The sequence below is a fragment of the Shewanella subflava genome, assembly GCF_025971955.1.
GTDB classification, from domain to species: Bacteria; Pseudomonadota; Gammaproteobacteria; order Enterobacterales; family Shewanellaceae; genus Shewanella; species Shewanella subflava.
In genome coordinates, this window is record NZ_JAPDMX010000002.1 from 215,206 (window position 1) to 231,917 (window position 16,712).

The window sequence follows — 16,712 nt, forward strand, 5'->3', positions numbered from 1 at the left end:
GTTTTACATGTTAAGCACTGCAATTTACCTATTGATAACAATTATCGCTAGTTAAACAGGCAAACAGACTGCTTTATCAGCAAACGGGCTGTCATTTCAAAAATAGACTTGCAAAGCGACAAGTCAGTCGTTATAGTTCGCCCCGCTTCGAAGAGCACCACAATCTTACAACAGAATGTGACTCCTCAAAGCGGCGTTTATCGGACGCGGGATGGAGCAGTTTGGTAGCTCGTCGGGCTCATAACCCGAAGGTCGTCGGTTCAAATCCGGCTCCCGCAACCAATTTAACAACGAGATTTAATTTAGCTGGTATATCGGTTTTAGACCATATTACCCTCAAAATTTTCAGTTCCAATTCGGAACCAAAATCTAAAATTATTTGAAGTTGATTAAATGCTTACGATAAACGAAGTGATTCAAATACAGTCGCGGGATGGAGCAGTATGGTAGCTCGTCGGGCTCATAACCCGAAGGTCGTCGGTTCAAATCCGGCTCCCGCAACCAATTTGATCAATATTATATTGGTTTGAAGATAATATCGGGCTCAGCTCTTATTATCCACAAAGGTCGTCGGTTCAAATCCGGCTCCCGCAACCAATTTGATAAAATAAAAGTAATAAATACAGTCGCGGGATGGAGCAGTTTGGTAGCTCGTCGGGCTCATAACCCGAAGGTCGTCGGTTCAAATCCGGCTCCCGCAACCAATTTATAAACTACATTTTGGTTGAAAGATAATATCGGGCTCAGCTCTTATTATCCACAAAGGTCGTAGGTTTAAATCTGGCTATAGCAACCAATTTAATAAAATAAAAGTAATAAATACAGTCGCGGGATGGAGCAGTTTGGTAGCTCGTCGGGCTCATAACCCGAAGGTCGTCGGTTCAAATCCGGCTCCCGCAACCAATTTATAAACTACATTTTGGTTGAAAGATAATATCGGGCTCAGCTCTTATTATCCGCAAAGGTCGTAGGTTCAAATCCGGCTCCCGCAACCAATTTATATTTCTGATTTATTTATACTCCCCTCGATTCAAATATCCCCCTTACAACTCTTGTTATCAATATATTTTTGTTTGTAGATAATATCGAACTCAGTTCTTTTTATGCGTAAAGCTCATCAGTTCAAATTCAGTTCCCGCAACCAAATTATATTTCTGATTTATTCTATGCCTTCGATATTCAAATTCATCTATTGCAACTCATTTTATCAATCTGGCTTTATTTTTAGACGTTATCGGGCTCAACTCTTATGCACACAAAGTTAACCCCAGATAACGAAAAAATATCTTAGGATAATTTTATATTGGGCACATTCACTCCTGAATATGTTGAATGCGGTGAATGATAATCCACTAAAAAGTAAATGAGGGTAGGTATTGGAAACTTGAAGTGACAAATTCGATGCACAGAGCTGCAATGGCTCTGCAGTAAAAATATGAAATAAAACCTGCTGTTACACAGGTTTTTTCAGCCAATGCTTCACTCGAGTGCGATTATTGTTATCGCGACTTTTCATGATGAGTTGATCATCGGTTTGATGTTCAGTTGATTTAGCAAGACGGTCGTATAACAGCACATTTACTGATGCGGCTAGATTCATACAACCTTTTGTTGGCACATAAACGACATCATCGGCAGCATCGATAATTTGCTGTGGGATGGAACCATCTTCGGGGCCAAAGATATAAAATGCACTTTCTGGATGGGTAAATTGCGGTAGAGGTATCGCCCCTACCACTAAATCTACACAAATAATCTTACTGTTAGCAGGTACTTGATCTAATAATGATTCAACCCCCTGCAACGGGATGGTTCTCGCGGCTTGCTTTTTATCTACTTCATATTGCGCTTCAGCTTTAACGGCTAAATCATAACGTCTTCCAGTATAAAACACCTGATTGACGCCATAACAACCTGAAGCTCGCATAATTCCACCGACATTAACAGGCGTTTTAGGATTAACAAGGCCGATAGCAACATGCGCTTCATTCGAGCTAACACACTGGGCAGACGCTTGCTCAGCTTGGTTAATTGAGCAAGTGTCTAGGGATTGATTATCAGGCATTAAGATACAGCTTCAACAATTCGACTGCGTAATTGCTGCCAAGCTTTTGCTACTAAAACATAATCAGCATCATTTAGCTCTTCATTGGCAAGAGCGAGGCACTGAATCACTTCATGGTCTAATGCATCAAGACCTTGATCAGCTTGAGCTTCCAATTTAGCCAACACCACAGCAATATGGCCTTGTAAGTAACCACTTGCAAAAAGTGCATCGTCATCACCATTACTGACGGTTTCTTTTATCCAAGATTCCATCGCTGCATCATACTTTTCTAACATGGGTTTATTCCACCAAATCTGGGTTAGCCACTTGGTACATCACATAATCGTGGTAACCAGTAATCACTTTATAATAACCCGTGAGGGCTTTATCTAATTCAGGGTCGCCACTATCCACAATTAATGGGCGTCCATCAAGTGCTTTTAGCTTAGTTTTTGTGGCAACGATTAAAATATTGTCTTTCCCAAGCTGTTTTATTAATGCTGGCGACAATTGTTGATTGCCTCTCCCCAATATATGTCCCTGACCACCAATTAGCGTGATCACCAATTTTGTCGGCTTATCTTGGGTAATATCAATTAATTGTTGAGCGGTAACATCACTGGCTATTAATTGCTTATCTTGAATAACATCAACTCCAAGTAGCGTGTTGTCGAGATATAAGTCATCCATGATCGCCGCAACAGTACTGCCAGAACCCATAATAAAGATTTCATCTTCCATTGACTCAATTACGTCTGCAGCGATATCGGCTAACACCAGTTCGTCTACTTCCTTGCCACCCATTTTTACCGCTTGCACATACCGAGGTTCTGCAGGTACTAGCATTTCACCAAAACGCTTTGCTTTTACCGTGCCCTGCCTGAATGCGGTTTCATCAATATCCATCACATCAGCAGACATTAAGCTAACTAACTCACCATCAAGCAGCATTTTAACCACTAAACCTGATGCTTTAGGGGTTATGCCATAAACACCTGAATGGATTTTCACACCAGCGGGTACACCTAAAACAGGAATAGCATCATCAATAACAGAATAGACATCTCTTGCTGTGCCATCTCCACCTGCAAATAACAGCAAATCGAGAGTTTCATTCATCAAAGTCTCAACAGCGTTACAAGTATCTTGCTGGGTTGTGCTAACGTTTGCCTGCTTCATTGATTCACGCACTGGCGCAACATTCGCATCATCCAGATTAGAGTGATGTTGATAGACAACATGGGTATCAAAACCCATATTTCGAGCGAGGTCCTCCCCCATGCAACCTGAAGCGGTAATCACTTGAATACGGGTCTGATAAGGTAACAACACCGCTAATGCTTGCTGCATACGTAAATGAGCTTTGGGCTCGGCACCTTTGGCTAATGCTTCTTCTACTACACCGTCAGTGCCCTTTAGACCAACACTGCCACCTAAACCCGCTAATGGGTTAATAAGTAAACCTAAACGAAACGGTTTCACATTGGCTCCTTTTATTTCAAGCAGTTAAATGTATCTAATACGTTAATGGTTAAGCCAGCTCAATATCTTGGCGCGGTGTTTTACCGTTCATTTTGGGAATAAAAAGCACCAAGATGGCCGAAGCAAATGCACACGCAGCAGCAAATAGCCACACATGCATTGCGCCGCTGCCATCTCCCCAAATATGACCACTAATCCAAGTACCTAGCGCACCACCAACACCAAAACTAATGCTGGCATACATGGCCTGCCCTTTACTGCGGTGATGAATGCCGAAATGTCGATGGATAAACTGAATCGACACCGCGTGGGTTAAGCCAAACGTAAATGCATGAAGCGCTTGGCTCAATAACAGTAACAGTAAATTATCTGGATAGTACCCTAAAAGTAACCATCTTAGCGCGGTTAACAGCGTGCTTATGACTAACAACTGACGTAAACCATATTTGCCAATCAACTTAGATGCATATAAAAAAATGGCTATTTCTGCCATCACACCAATAGCCACCATAATGCCCGCTACGGTTTCGGAGTAACCAATTTGTTTAAGGTAAAGTACAAAGAAACCATAAAAAGGACCGACACTCATTTGCAGTAATAATGCGGAGAGCAAAAATAATACGATGGATTTATCCAACTGTAGCTTAGGACGTTCAGCAGCACTTAACGCCACCGCCCTTGTTGATGGAAGTGGCAAAGCACATATGAGCAAACCCATAAACAGCATCATGCCAATATAAGGCAGTACTTCTGCACCAAAGCGTTCAATACCCATTCCAGCCGCCACAACCAGAACAATATAGCCTACACTGCCCCAACTACGGATAGCGCCGTATTGATTCGCTTTGTCACCTAAGGTTTCAAGGGTGATCACCTCAAGCTGAGCTAAAATCGCATTCCAAAAGAAGGTATATATTGTCAAACTGATGGCCAAATACCAAAAACCACCTTCAAAGAAAAAGCTGATAAAAGTCAGTGCAGCACAAAATGCACCTATTTTGATTAAGTCTGCCCTCATACCTGTTCTATCGGCAACGATTGCCCATAGATTGGGCGCGACAATCCGCGTTGCCATTAAAATCGCTAATAAGGAACCTATTTCTTGTGCATCAAAGCCTCGGGCGTCAAAGAAAACCCCAAGATACGGCACTAACACACCTAAAATAGCAAAGAAGAAGAAATAACAAGCCCTGAGCCAGCGAAGCTGCAACTCAGGGCTAGAAGTGATTGGCATTTAACGCATTCCGATTACGGGGGTTTCACAGTGTACATCTTGGTTTTGTGCACGATGGCGTAATAGATGATCCATTAACACAATGGCTAACATCGCTTCTGCAATAGGTACCGCGCGGATCCCAACACAGGGATCATGTCGACCTTTAGTAACAACGTCGGCAACCTCGCCTTGGGCAGTCATACTTTTACCCGGCACACTAATGCTAGATGTCGGCTTTAAAGCAATATTAGCAACAATAGGTTGGCCTGAAGATATACCACCCAGTACGCCACCAGCATGATTTGACTCAAAGCCTTGTGGCGACATTAAATCACGACCTTCTGAACCTTTTTGAGTCACCACACCAAAGCCATCACCAATCTCAACACCTTTGACCGCATTAATCCCCATCAAAGCATGGGCGATATCGGCATCTAAGCGATCAAATACTGGCTCACCTAATCCCACAGGTACACCTGTAGCGGCGACAGTAATTTTGGCACCAATCGAGTCACCGGATTTTTTCAGTTCACGCATGTATTCATCCAGTGCATCCAATTTGCTGGCATCTGGAAAGAAAAAGGCATTTTGTTCTACTTGTGCTAAATCAATTTGCTCAGCACAAATAGGACCTAATTGCGATAAATAGCCATGAATTTCGATACCATGGACGGCTTTCAAATACTTTTTAGCAACCGCACCGGCGGCAACACGCATAGCCGTTTCACGGGCAGATGAGCGCCCACCGCCTCGATAATCGCGTAAACCATATTTTTGTTGGTAGGTATAATCGGCATGGCCAGGACGGAACAAATCTTTAATATTTGAATAATCTTGACTGCGTTGATCGGTATTTTCAATCAGTAAACCAATTGATGTTCCCGTAGTTTTGCCTTCAAACACCCCAGATAAAATACGCACTTCATCGGCTTCACGACGCGCGGTGGTATAGCGCGATGTGCCAGGTCGGCGACGGTCTAAGTCATGTTGCATATCTTCAACGGTTAATTCTAGCCCTGGAGGACAGCCGTCAATAATACATCCAAGTGCCACACCATGGCTTTCACCAAATGTGGTCACTACAAAGTTTTGCCCGATACTGTTTCCTGACATGCGCCCTTTATCCCTTCATAAATAAAAACTGAATAGCGTAATGCTACACTAATACAGCGTCATTATTCACTATCTTTATAGATGGCGAAAAGTGATTCATTTTCAACTAACTGATCACGGGTTAATACAAACACCCCGTCACCGCCAAATTCAAAATCAACCCAGGTAAATGGTACATCAGGGAATTGTTCCATTAAGTGCACCATTGAATTACCCACCTCAACCACTAACAGGCCATTCTCAGTCAAATAATCTGCGGCATTGGCTAAAATTCGCTTGGTTAAATCCAAGCCATCACGACCAGAAGCTAACCCAATCGCAGGTTCATGGTGATACTCGTTTGGCATATCGCCAATGTCATCCTCATCAACGTAAGGTGGGTTTGATACGATCAAATCGTAGTGCGGCCCTTTAGGAATAGCAGAGAATAAATCTGACTGGATCGGGAACACACGTTCTAATACGCCAAGGGTCTCAATATTAATTTGAGCCACTTCTAGGGCATCTTCACTAATATCAAGCGCATCAACTTCAGCATCTTCAAATGCATAAGCACATGCAATAGCAATACAGGCACTGCCGGTACACAAATCCATAATTCGATGAACAGGCTTGTTATACAGCCATGGGCTGAAATGATTATTGATCATTTCAGCAATCGGCGAACGTGGCACCAATACGCGCTCATCAACAAAAAATTCTAATCCCGCAAAACGCGCTTTATTGGTCAAGTAAGGTACAGGCAAACGTTCACGTACTCGGCGAATAATTAACTCAACAATTTTATGCTTTTCACTGCTGGTTAAGTTTGAATGAATCACTTGCTGACCAATTTCTTCTGGTAGGTGTAATGCATGAAAAACTAATGCAATGGCTTCATCCCAAGCATTATCAGTACCATGGCCATAATAAATACCGGCATCGTTGAAGCGACTAACAGCCCAACGAAGCATATCGCCAATGGTGCGCAGTTCAGTGACCGCTTCATCTACAAAAATTTTATCCAAAACACACTCCTACAAAATAGTTCTGCTGCATTGTAACTGATGTCTATTAAGATGGCCTAGAATTCAATACAATATCACCATGAATGACAAAAATATCACTGATTTCGAGTCGTTTAGTGATCTTGTTGCTGGTATCAAGCCAATTAAGCAACAAGCCCATCACTTCAAACAACCCGTAAAACCCAAACAACAAGTCGAAATAAAAGCGCAGCAAATTCATGCCAGCAGCTACTTTTCTGACACCTATCAACCTTTACTTCCGGTAACGGGGCCGATGCGGTGGGCGAACGAAAATGTTGATAAGCTTGAACTTAAACGTTTACGCCGTGGGGATTATGTTCCTGATTTATTGCTGGATTTACATGGTTTAAGGCAGTCAGAAGCCAAGCTAGAACTGGCGGCTTTGATTCAAGCATGCGTGAAACAAAACAGTATTTGCTGCAGCGTGATGCATGGATATGGCATGGGAATATTAAAACAACAAATACCCATGTGGTTAGCCCAACACCCCAAAGTAAGAGCGTTTCATCAAGCCCCTAAAGAATGGGGCGGCGATGCGGCATTGTTGGTATTAATCGATATTGGTGATCAACCACACAGAAGATAATCGCTAAACTCTCAAAACGGGTTAATTAGCATTAGCCTGCTAGGGGGTAATTCATCCCCACTAAACTCGCCACTTCCATATGCTTATCTATTTGCACAAAAGCGGATGTGGCAAAAATGGGAGGTTCAGCTCCCGCAACAAGCTCACTCACTAAAAAGCTAACAATTGGCATGTGAGTAATCACTAGCACGGTATCAGCTTTATATTGTTCTGCGTAAGCCAAAATAACATCGGCTGCTCTTCTTGGATCGCCAGAAGGCGTAATATCATCCAATACTATACACTTTCTCGCTTTAGGTAAGTGCTTACTCACTACCTGCCACGTTTGCTGAGCACGCAGATAAGGGCTAACTAAAACCAAATCTAGCTGAGAGATATGGTTGCTAAGTAAACCGGCCATTTGACCTGTTTGATATCTCCCATTATGCGTTAACATCCTTTCACGATCTGATGGCGCATCAAAACTGGCTTCACCATGACGCATCAAAAACAACTGCATACTACACTCGATTTCAATCTTATTAACTCGTGAACCAATTGTAGCCTCATTAACTCTGAGGCGAAACCGTACACAAACAAAAATTAACTCAACTTTAGTCGATAAATAAAATAAAAGTGATACGAGTTATTTGCTAAAAACTGATAACAATATCAATATATAACTAGAACCGTTACCTGGAGCCTTCACTTGTCCGATTTTCCAGCAATACATAAAAGCCAGAATGATCATCGCTTATATCGTTATATCCGTCTCTCAAATAAACTCCGGGTATTATTGGTTGAAGATGTTCAATCTAATCAAGCTGCTGCCTCTATGGCGGTTCAAGTCGGGCACTTTGATGACCCAGTTGAGCGACCTGGCATGGCGCACTTTTTAGAACATATGCTGTTTTTAGGGACAGAGAAGTATCCTGATCCTGGTGAATACCATGCTTTTATTAATCAACATGGTGGTAACAACAATGCCTGGACAGGCACTGAGCAAACTAACTTTTTTTATACTATTAATGCTGAAGTGTTTGAAGAGTCCCTCGATAGATTTAGCCAATTTTTTATCGCGCCAAAATTTGATATCGAATTAGTCGATAGAGAACGCCATGCGATTGAATCAGAATTCAGTCTTAAGTTAAAAGACGATATTCGTCGCGTTTATCAAGTGCAAAAAGAAACCACCAATCAGGCACACCCCTTTTCAAAGTTTTCGGTAGGCAATTTAACCACACTCGATGGCCCAGAATCCGCTTTACGCGAAGAGTTACTGACATTCTACCAACAACAATATTGTGCAAATATCATGACATTGTGCTTGGTTGCCCCCGCTTCTTTAGACCAATTAGAAGCTTGGGCAAAAACCTATTTTGAAGCGATAGTTAATCGAGGAGTAAGTAAACACTACCCTGAAGCACTGCTGGTTACCGATGCCGAACGCCTGAAACAAATTGCCATTGTGCCTCTAAAACAACAAAAACGAATTAGTGTTAACTTTGCCCTTCCCGGTATTGACCAATTTTATAAACGCAAACCGTTAACCTTCATCAGTCATTTACTGGGCAATGAAAGCCCAGGCAGCCTATTGTCTTATTTAAAAGAACAAGGCCTAGCAAATAATTTATCGGCTGGCGGGGGCATTAATGGGTTTAACTTTAAAGATTACTCTGTCAGCGTGCAATTAACCGACAAAGGTTATAAAGCTATTGATGATGTGGTGAAGTGTATTTTTGAATATATTCAATTAATCAAACTCACCGGATTAGAGGATTGGCGTTATCAAGAACGCGCTAACCTATTAAATACTGCATTTCGATTTCAAGAGCAAATTAAAGCATTAGATCTTGCCAGCCATCTCAGTATTAATATGCATCATTATGCCGCAGAAGATGTGGTATACGGTGACTACCGCATGGATAATTTAGATGAAGTTGAGGCGCTTTCATTACTCAATTTAATGCACCCGCGCAACATGCGTTTGCAAATCGTCGCACAAGATCAAGATACCGATAAACAAGCAGCTTGGTATCATACCCCCTATAAAGTAACGGATATTGCCCCCTCAAGATTAGATTATTGGCAACAACCAGATATCAGATCTGAATTACTTCTGCCCCAAGCCAACCCTTTTATCGTGCCTAACCCGCAATCGAGACCAGAATTGAGCCAAACACCGGTTCCAGTAATTGTTGCTGAGGGTGAAGGGTATCGACTTTGGCATAGAAAGGATGATGAATTCAATGTGCCCAAAGGACATTTGTACTTATCACTTGATTCACAAAAAGCCAGTATGTCACCTCGCCATGCGACGCTTACACGACTTTATGTTGAGTTGTTACTCGATTATTTAACCGAATCAACCTATCAAGCTGAAGTCGCTGGGCTGAACTACAATATTTATCCACATCAGGGCGGAATTACCTTACATCTCACCGGCTTTACTGGTAATCAAGAAAGCTTATTATCGTTAATCATTAACAAAGCACGTGAGCGTAATTTTACTCAGGACAGATTTGACATGATCCGTAAACAAATTTTACGGAGTTGGCACAATGTCGCTCAGGCAAAGCCTATTTCACAATTGTTTACCAGTTTGACCGTTACCTTACAGAAACGCAGTTTTGAGCCAGCAAGAATGGCAGAAGAACTCGAAACGATTACCTTAGATGAATTACATCAACACGTAAGCGACTTTTTTGAAAAGGTCTACTTGGAAGGCTTGGTTTATGGTGATTGGTTAGTCTCTGAAGCACAGGCTTTAGGGAAACGATTAGAGCATTTACTTTCTTTGGTATCAAAACCCAGCAATGAATCATCAAGAGAGCTTGTTAATTTACAAGGTGTTGGTACCTTGCTACGGGAAAAAACCATTCAACATCAAGACAGTGCTATCATTGTTTATTATCAATCGTCTAAGGCGACTACTGAAAAGATGGCGCTATTTAGTCTGTTGAACCACACCATGTCATCAACGTTTTTCCATGAATTACGCACAAAGCAACAACTTGGTTATATGGTTGGCACAGGATATTTACCCCTTAATCGACATCCTGGAATGATTTTTTATATTCAATCCCCAACGACAGGACCAAGAGTTTTACTGGAAGCCATTGACGAGTTTATTGCAGATTTTAGTTATGCCGTTATGCAAATAACCAATGAACAGTGGGAAAGTACCAAACAGGGCCTCATTAGCCAAATAATGGAACATGACGCTAACCTCAAAACCCGAGGACAACGTTATTGGGTAAGTTTAGGCAATAGAGACTATCAATTTGACCAACGTGAAAGTGTCGCCGCTAAAGTTGAAACACTCACCAGAGCGGATTTAATTAAATTTATGATGCAACGTATGCGCAGCAAGCATTGCGATCGTTTAGTTTTGTTCAGTTGTGGAGAACAACACTCAAAACAGCAACTTATGTCTAACAACATGATTTCAGACTTGAGGGCATTCAAACAAGCTGCAGAAAAGTTTCAATTTTAGCGTTGTGGGCCTGTTCTTGAAAATTAAAATGCACATTTACAAGAACAACCACATCAACACAAACCGCTAAATTTCAGTTTTATTACAGTGTAAATCGCTAAACAAGCATCAGTTTCGTTAATAAAATTTCATCCAAGATGAATACCAAGCACTTGAACACGGTACATAAAAACAACATACAACCCACTTTGGTTAACAGAATTTTGACAAACACCCTAGATTCTGAAAAAGTAGGCAACTAACTGCTTTTACTTGGCATCCGCGAGAACAAGAAAAATAAATTATGCCTAAAATTTTATCTTTTTTACTGCTGATTATTACTATTTTCCAAGCATCCTACACTCATGCCATGTCTTTTTCTGACTTCAATGAAGAACAGCTAGATATTATCCTCAATTATGAATCCTATACAGTTGCCAACGGATTATCTCAAAACACAGTTACCAGCATTGTTGAAGACAGTGAAGGATATGTTTGGATAGGTACTGTTAATGGGATTAATCGGTTTGACGGCGTATCATTCAAACAGTATTTTTTCAATGATGAAAAAAATGGACTACCAAGCTCGTTTATCAGAAATTTATTAATTGATGACAGTGGCCAATTAATAGTAGGCACCGATAGAGGTTTAGTTTTTTACAATAAAGATAAAGATATATTTTATCAATCTAACAATATACATAACATATGGAAAGATGCTATTTGGTCAACATACTATAAAGATGGATACTATTACATAGGCACAGACAACAACCTATACATTTTCAATAGCTTACTAACCAAACCAGTAAAGCACTATTATGATGAGAAAATTAAAGAAATAAAAAAGATACGAGTTAAAAATGATACCATAATCATAAGAAACTATGACAATGAAATTATTCAAATAAATAAACAAAAAATAACACTAAAACAAACTAAAGTTTTTGATTTCGAAATATTAAATAATAAAATAATCTCATCAAAACATGACGGCATCTACATTAATGGAGAGTTTAAAGATACACTTCCTAAAGAAATAAACACCATGTTAATTAACAACAAAGAAAATTCAATACAAGCTTTTTCCAAAGATTCTATATTCAGAATAATTAACTTAGATGATGAATTTACAACTGAAAAAATTGGCTCATTCGAAATTACACAGTCACCTAATGGACAATTTACAACGAACATAGGTGATGGCAAGATATTCATATCAAATCTTCTTGATGGATTTAAGATAATAAGCACCCAAAACAATCTAGCGAAAAAACTCAAATTAGACATAAAAAAAGTATGGTCAATTACGAACGATGAAAAAAAAATATATATAGCAAACGGTTCTGGAGAGGTAAGTGTTTTAAATAAAGATCTAAAAATAATAGCAAAAATAAAAACACCAACAATACAAGGTCATAAAACTATTTCTGTCATAAAAAACAACTTGTACATTGGCTCTTCAAGTGGACTGTATATTTATGACCTTGTAACCAATATTACAAATAAAGTATCCAACGAAAACCTGATTAAAATATCCACAAATCATTCCAATGGAATATCAGCATCTTCGATAGATGGGAAAATATTAAAATTCAACTTTGATGGGTCATTAGAAAGTGTTTTTGATACTCAAACAAACCATCCAATTTATGATTTTATTGAGGATTCAGAAAGACTTTTAATTGCATCACAAAAAGGATTGCTCAGTTACAACAAAACCACTAAAAAAACAAACATTATTTTTGATTCAGATTTTGTTTTCAGCATTTTAATTAATAAAGATAACATTTTTCTGGGTACAAGAAGTGGGATTTACGCACTAAATAAGAGTTCAAATAGAATAACCGAGGTATTGAGAACAAATAAAACAATTTACTCTGTTAATTTTTTAGATGACATTATTATTGCCCCATCAAACACCGAAATAAATTTTCTAGATACTAGTACAGAAAAAACGTATACTATTAATGAACACAATGGCACCCAAGAAGACTACAGTACCCAATCAATGGTAACATATGGTTCTTCAGTACTAATTGGTGGATTAGATGGCTTAACTGTATTATCACCGAAAGATTTAATTAATAAGCTAAATAACGATACTGGCATAAAAGTTGATATTTCAGAGATTTCTATTTTTAACGAAAAAATAAATGTTGGCGAATATATATTAGACAAGCCACTTAAATACAAAAAAGGTATAAAACTTAAAAATTCTGACTATCCATTTTCACTATCTTTTAATGTTACAGGATTTAACTCAGAGAGATTCAATTTTTATTATTATTTAAAAGGTATCGACACAGATTGGCTTCCTAGCAAAGGAAACAATAGTGCTACATATACTAGCCTACCGCATGGTGAATATACTTTCCAAGTTTTTGTTATTGATAAATTAACCGGTAAAAAGTCAGAACCTACTTCCCTTTCTGTAATAATTACTCCCCCATGGTGGCTTTCAATAAAAGCTAAAATAATTTATAGCTTCATCTCACTTATAATAATATTGTTAATAACCAAGGCCATGTTGCGCCGTAGAGAAATTCAGCAACACATTGCTCTCAGTGAGGAACGTCTTAAACTATCCCTTTGGGGCAGCGGCGATGAAATGTGGGACTGGGATATTGAAACAGGTGAAATCTTTCGCTCAAACATTTGGGGAACGTTAGACTTTCCGCAAGATGGACGCAGATCAGGTAAAATCGGTGAAGAGAGTAATATCCACCCCATAGATCAACCCAGAGTTCAAAAAGCACTCAATGATCATTTCAGCAATATCACAGATCACTTTGAAATAGCCTACCGTGTAAAAGGCAGAAATAATCAATGGATGTGGATCCTAGACAGGGCCAAAATTGTAGAGCGCGATCAGAAAGATTACCCCGTGCGTATGACTGGCACAATAAAAGATATTAACAACATCAAACAAGTCGAAGAGCAACTTAAACTCTTTGCTCGCGCGATTGAAAATATCTCTGAAGGCATGTTCATTTTAAATCAAGAATATGTTTTTGTAGAAGTTAATGAGGCCTGCTGTGAAATTGCATCCTGCAGTCGCGATAACTTTATGCAACAAAAGCTAGCATTTACCCGTTATCCTGAATCATATTCCGAGCAAATTAGAACGGCTTTACGTCAGCAAGGACGCTGGAGCGGTGAAATTGAAGCAAAAAAAGGCGATAACAATTTCTTTTTAATGGAATTAACGATTGATGCTATTTACAACGAGCAAGGCGAAACAAGCCACTATGTGGGCGTGTTTTCTGATATAACCAGACGTAAGCAACATGAAGAAGAGTTACGTAAATTAACCAATAATGACTTATTGACAGGTTTACCCAACCGTTCGAGCTTGCAAGTTACCTTAAGTAATTTGGTCAAAAAAGATATCCATCACACTTTGATGGTATTAGATCTTGACAACTTTAAGCGCATTAATGACTCCCTTGGTCATCAAGTCGGTGATGAGTTATTGATATCGGTTGCAGAACGCATTAAAAAGACAATTCCAAATCATGCCAGTTTATATCGCTTAGGCGGTGATGAATTCGCACTGCTTATTGATCAAAATCCAGATATTGGCTCAAGTGCCATGATTGCATCAAATATAATCCAATCTCTTAAACCAGCATTTGAGCTTAATGATGAAAATTTGGTATTAGGGATCAGTATTGGCGTAGTACTTTATCCAGAAGATGAACAAAACGAACAAGCCTTATTGCGAAAAGCCGACATTGCGATGTATCACGCCAAATCGGCTGGCGGTAATCGTTATCAATTCTATTCTGAATCCCTGAATCAAAATGCATTACGACAACTTGAAGTCGAAAATTTAATTCGAGAAGCCCTAAAAGAAGATTATTTTGAGGTGTATTACCAACCTAAAGTCGATCTCAAAAATGACTGCTTAGCAGGGATGGAAGCATTAGTGAGATTAAATCATCCAAAACATGGGATCATTCCGCCAAATGATTTTATCCCACTTGCTGAAGAAAATGGCTTAATTGTCGAAATTGGTGACGTTGTACTGCGTAAAGCCTGTTTTGCAGCAAATAAGTGGTTAGAGCAAGGTTTGTTTAATGGAAGAGTGGCCGTCAATTTATCGTCACGTCAATTTGCACTGACTGATTTACAACAAAGAATAGAGTCAATTTTACGGCTCACTAAGTTACCAGCCAAACATTTAGAGTTAGAGATTACTGAGGGCACTGTTATTAAAAACCCTGAAAAGGCCATCAAAGTTATGCAACAGCTAGCCAAAATGGGCGTTAGTCTTGCTCTAGATGACTTTGGTACGGGTTATTCATCATTATCTTATCTTAAACGCTTCCCAATCAATTGCTTAAAAATTGACAAATCATTTGTTGATGATATTGATAAATCTGATCGTGATTTAAAAATGGTCGATTCCATTATCACAATTGCACACAATATGGGATTAACTGTTGTGGGTGAAGGTGTAGAAGAAAACGCTCAGCTTAATATTTTAAAAGCATTGAATTGTGAGGAAATTCAGGGGTATATATTCAGCAAGCCAGTACCTGAAGATGATTTCGAACAACTTTTAGCGACAGATACAGATAAGAGAAGCAAACTAAAGACACATAAATCAAACAAAAACTAAACCATTTATCAACATTGGCACAGGAAATGCTTATTGATTGTTAGTTGTCAAAAATAACAATTTAATAATAACCCTGAGCCAAGAGAGATAAAAAATGATTAAAGGAATAATTGCACTTTCGATACTGTCTGCGTTTTCATCTGTAGTTTTTGCTGACGACATTGATACTCAAATTGAAACACAAACTGCTGGCATCCCTGCTGTTAAAGTCCTAGAAACACAAACTGCTGGCATCCCTGCCGTTAAAGTCCTAGAAACACAAACTGCTGGCATCCCTGCCGTTAAGGTACTAGAAACACAAACTGCTGGCATCCCTGCCGTTAAAGTCCTAGAAACACAAACTGCTGGTATCCCTGCCGTTAAAGTCCTAGAAACACAAACTGCTGGCATCCCTGCCGTTAAAGTCCTAGAAACACAAACTGCTGGCATCCCTGCCGTTAAGGTACTAGAAACACAAACTGCTGGCATCCCTGCCGTTAAAGTCCTAGAAACACAAACTGCTGGTATCCCTGCCGTTAAAGTACTAGAAACACAAACTGCTGGCATCCCTGCCGTTAAAGTCCTAAACACGCAAGTAGCTTAAGGAGTTAGACTATGTTTACTTCATTAAAAATTGCATTGGGTTTAGCCAAACCAGCACGTAAAAAAGTCAAATTACCTGCGGGATTAGAGCATTTAGAAGTGATTCAAGCTAAAGCTTGGTGGAAGTAATAACACCAATCAAACAAAAAAGGAGCTAATTGCTCCTTTTTGTTTATGTAAATCAATGACTTTTAAACCACTAACTAGTACTGATCAATATCTGACTAATCACGTTTATAAAAAAGCGCCTTGATATATTGCTTTTAAAAATCTTAGTCACTTTTTTGGCTTCAAGACAGCTCACATACTTAATCTATGTGAATCAACACCCTCTACTTTACGATGGGCTAGATGTTTATGTGTGGTAAATAGCGGATAAGCTATAGGCCCTAAAACCGCACCAATAAAAGCCCAACGTTTAACGGCTAGTCCAGCATAATAAGCTGAGAAACCTAAAAACAACCCACTCACCAACAGCACTAATGGTAATAATAACCACTCTAATTGAAATATCACTGAAACCTCTTTTTACACTCAGCTAACTACATTCCATGATGACAATTACTGAACATGCCAT

General features: G+C 39.4%; 12 protein-coding genes and 4 tRNA genes. 8 read left to right on the forward strand and 8 right to left on the reverse strand.

Going from position 1 to position 16,712, the window contains the following annotated elements:
• The first annotated feature begins 205 nt into the window (after positions 1 to 205).
• The 4 genes from OHT75_RS01465 to OHT75_RS01480 all read left to right on the forward strand — a co-directional run bounded on the left by OHT75_RS01465 (position 206) and on the right by OHT75_RS01480 (position 903).
• A tRNA-Met gene (locus tag OHT75_RS01465) sits at positions 206 to 282 on the forward strand.
• A 145-nt stretch (positions 283 to 427) separates the two neighbouring features.
• A tRNA-Met gene (locus OHT75_RS01470) sits at positions 428 to 504 on the forward strand.
• Positions 505 to 627: 123 nt separating this feature from the next.
• Positions 628 to 704, forward strand: a tRNA-Met gene (locus OHT75_RS01475).
• A gap of 122 nt (positions 705 to 826) precedes the next feature.
• A tRNA-Met gene (locus OHT75_RS01480) sits at positions 827 to 903 on the forward strand.
• A gap of 550 nt (positions 904 to 1,453) precedes the next feature.
• Here OHT75_RS01480 and OHT75_RS01485 read toward each other — a convergent pair.
• The 6 genes from OHT75_RS01485 to prmB form a co-directional block, all read right to left on the reverse strand.
• Positions 1,454 to 2,065 (reverse strand): RNA methyltransferase, encoded by a 612-nt coding sequence (locus tag OHT75_RS01485; protein WP_264724603.1) that lies wholly within the window; start codon positions 2,063 to 2,065, stop codon positions 1,454 to 1,456.
• A complete protein-coding gene (locus OHT75_RS01490; RefSeq protein WP_264724604.1) occupies positions 2,065 to 2,343 on the reverse strand; it encodes a YfcL family protein in 279 nt (92 codons plus the stop codon). The genes OHT75_RS01485 and OHT75_RS01490 overlap by 1 nt, the downstream gene beginning before the upstream one ends.
• A 4-nt stretch (positions 2,344 to 2,347) precedes the next feature.
• On the reverse strand, positions 2,348 to 3,529 hold the full coding sequence (locus tag OHT75_RS01495) for an ATP-NAD kinase family protein (RefSeq protein ID WP_264724605.1): 1,182 nt from the start codon (positions 3,527 to 3,529) through the stop codon (positions 2,348 to 2,350).
• 49 nt (positions 3,530 to 3,578) lie between these two features.
• Complete coding sequence (locus OHT75_RS01500) at positions 3,579 to 4,763, reverse strand: MFS transporter (RefSeq protein ID WP_264724606.1); 1,185 nt, start codon at positions 4,761 to 4,763, stop codon at positions 3,579 to 3,581.
• A complete protein-coding gene (aroC, locus tag OHT75_RS01505; RefSeq protein ID WP_264724608.1) occupies positions 4,764 to 5,858 on the reverse strand; it encodes a chorismate synthase in 1,095 nt (364 codons plus the stop codon).
• A gap of 62 nt (positions 5,859 to 5,920) precedes the next feature.
• Positions 5,921 to 6,865 (reverse strand): 50S ribosomal protein L3 N(5)-glutamine methyltransferase, encoded by a 945-nt coding sequence (gene prmB / locus OHT75_RS01510; RefSeq protein ID WP_264724609.1) that lies wholly within the window; start codon positions 6,863 to 6,865, stop codon positions 5,921 to 5,923.
• A 79-nt stretch (positions 6,866 to 6,944) separates the two neighbouring features.
• Between prmB and smrB the strand changes: the two genes are divergently transcribed.
• Positions 6,945 to 7,472, forward strand: coding sequence for an endonuclease SmrB (gene smrB / locus OHT75_RS01515; protein ID WP_264724610.1), 528 nt, complete (start codon positions 6,945 to 6,947; stop codon positions 7,470 to 7,472).
• 31 nt (positions 7,473 to 7,503) lie between these two features.
• Here the strand turns inward: smrB and sixA are convergent, their stop codons facing one another.
• Positions 7,504 to 7,971 (reverse strand): phosphohistidine phosphatase SixA, encoded by a 468-nt coding sequence (sixA, locus tag OHT75_RS01520; protein WP_264724611.1) that lies wholly within the window; start codon positions 7,969 to 7,971, stop codon positions 7,504 to 7,506.
• A gap of 189 nt (positions 7,972 to 8,160) precedes the next feature.
• On the opposite strand from sixA, the gene OHT75_RS01525 reads away from it, so the two are divergent.
• The 3 genes from OHT75_RS01525 (at position 8,161) to OHT75_RS01535 (ending at position 16,136) form a co-directional block, all read left to right on the forward strand.
• Complete coding sequence (locus OHT75_RS01525) at positions 8,161 to 10,947, forward strand: insulinase family protein (protein ID WP_264724612.1); 2,787 nt, start codon at positions 8,161 to 8,163, stop codon at positions 10,945 to 10,947.
• 283 nt (positions 10,948 to 11,230) lie between these two features.
• On the forward strand, positions 11,231 to 15,553 hold the full coding sequence (locus OHT75_RS01530) for an EAL domain-containing protein (RefSeq protein WP_264724613.1): 4,323 nt from the start codon (positions 11,231 to 11,233) through the stop codon (positions 15,551 to 15,553).
• Between the two features lie 94 nt (positions 15,554 to 15,647).
• On the forward strand, positions 15,648 to 16,136 hold the full coding sequence (locus OHT75_RS01535) for a hypothetical protein (protein WP_264724614.1): 489 nt from the start codon (positions 15,648 to 15,650) through the stop codon (positions 16,134 to 16,136).
• Between the two features lie 299 nt (positions 16,137 to 16,435).
• On the opposite strand, the gene OHT75_RS01540 is transcribed toward OHT75_RS01535, so the two are convergent.
• Positions 16,436 to 16,615, reverse strand: a complete 180-nt coding sequence (locus OHT75_RS01540; protein ID WP_406681942.1) for a hypothetical protein — start codon at positions 16,613 to 16,615, stop codon at positions 16,436 to 16,438.
• Positions 16,616 to 16,712 lie beyond the last annotated feature (97 nt).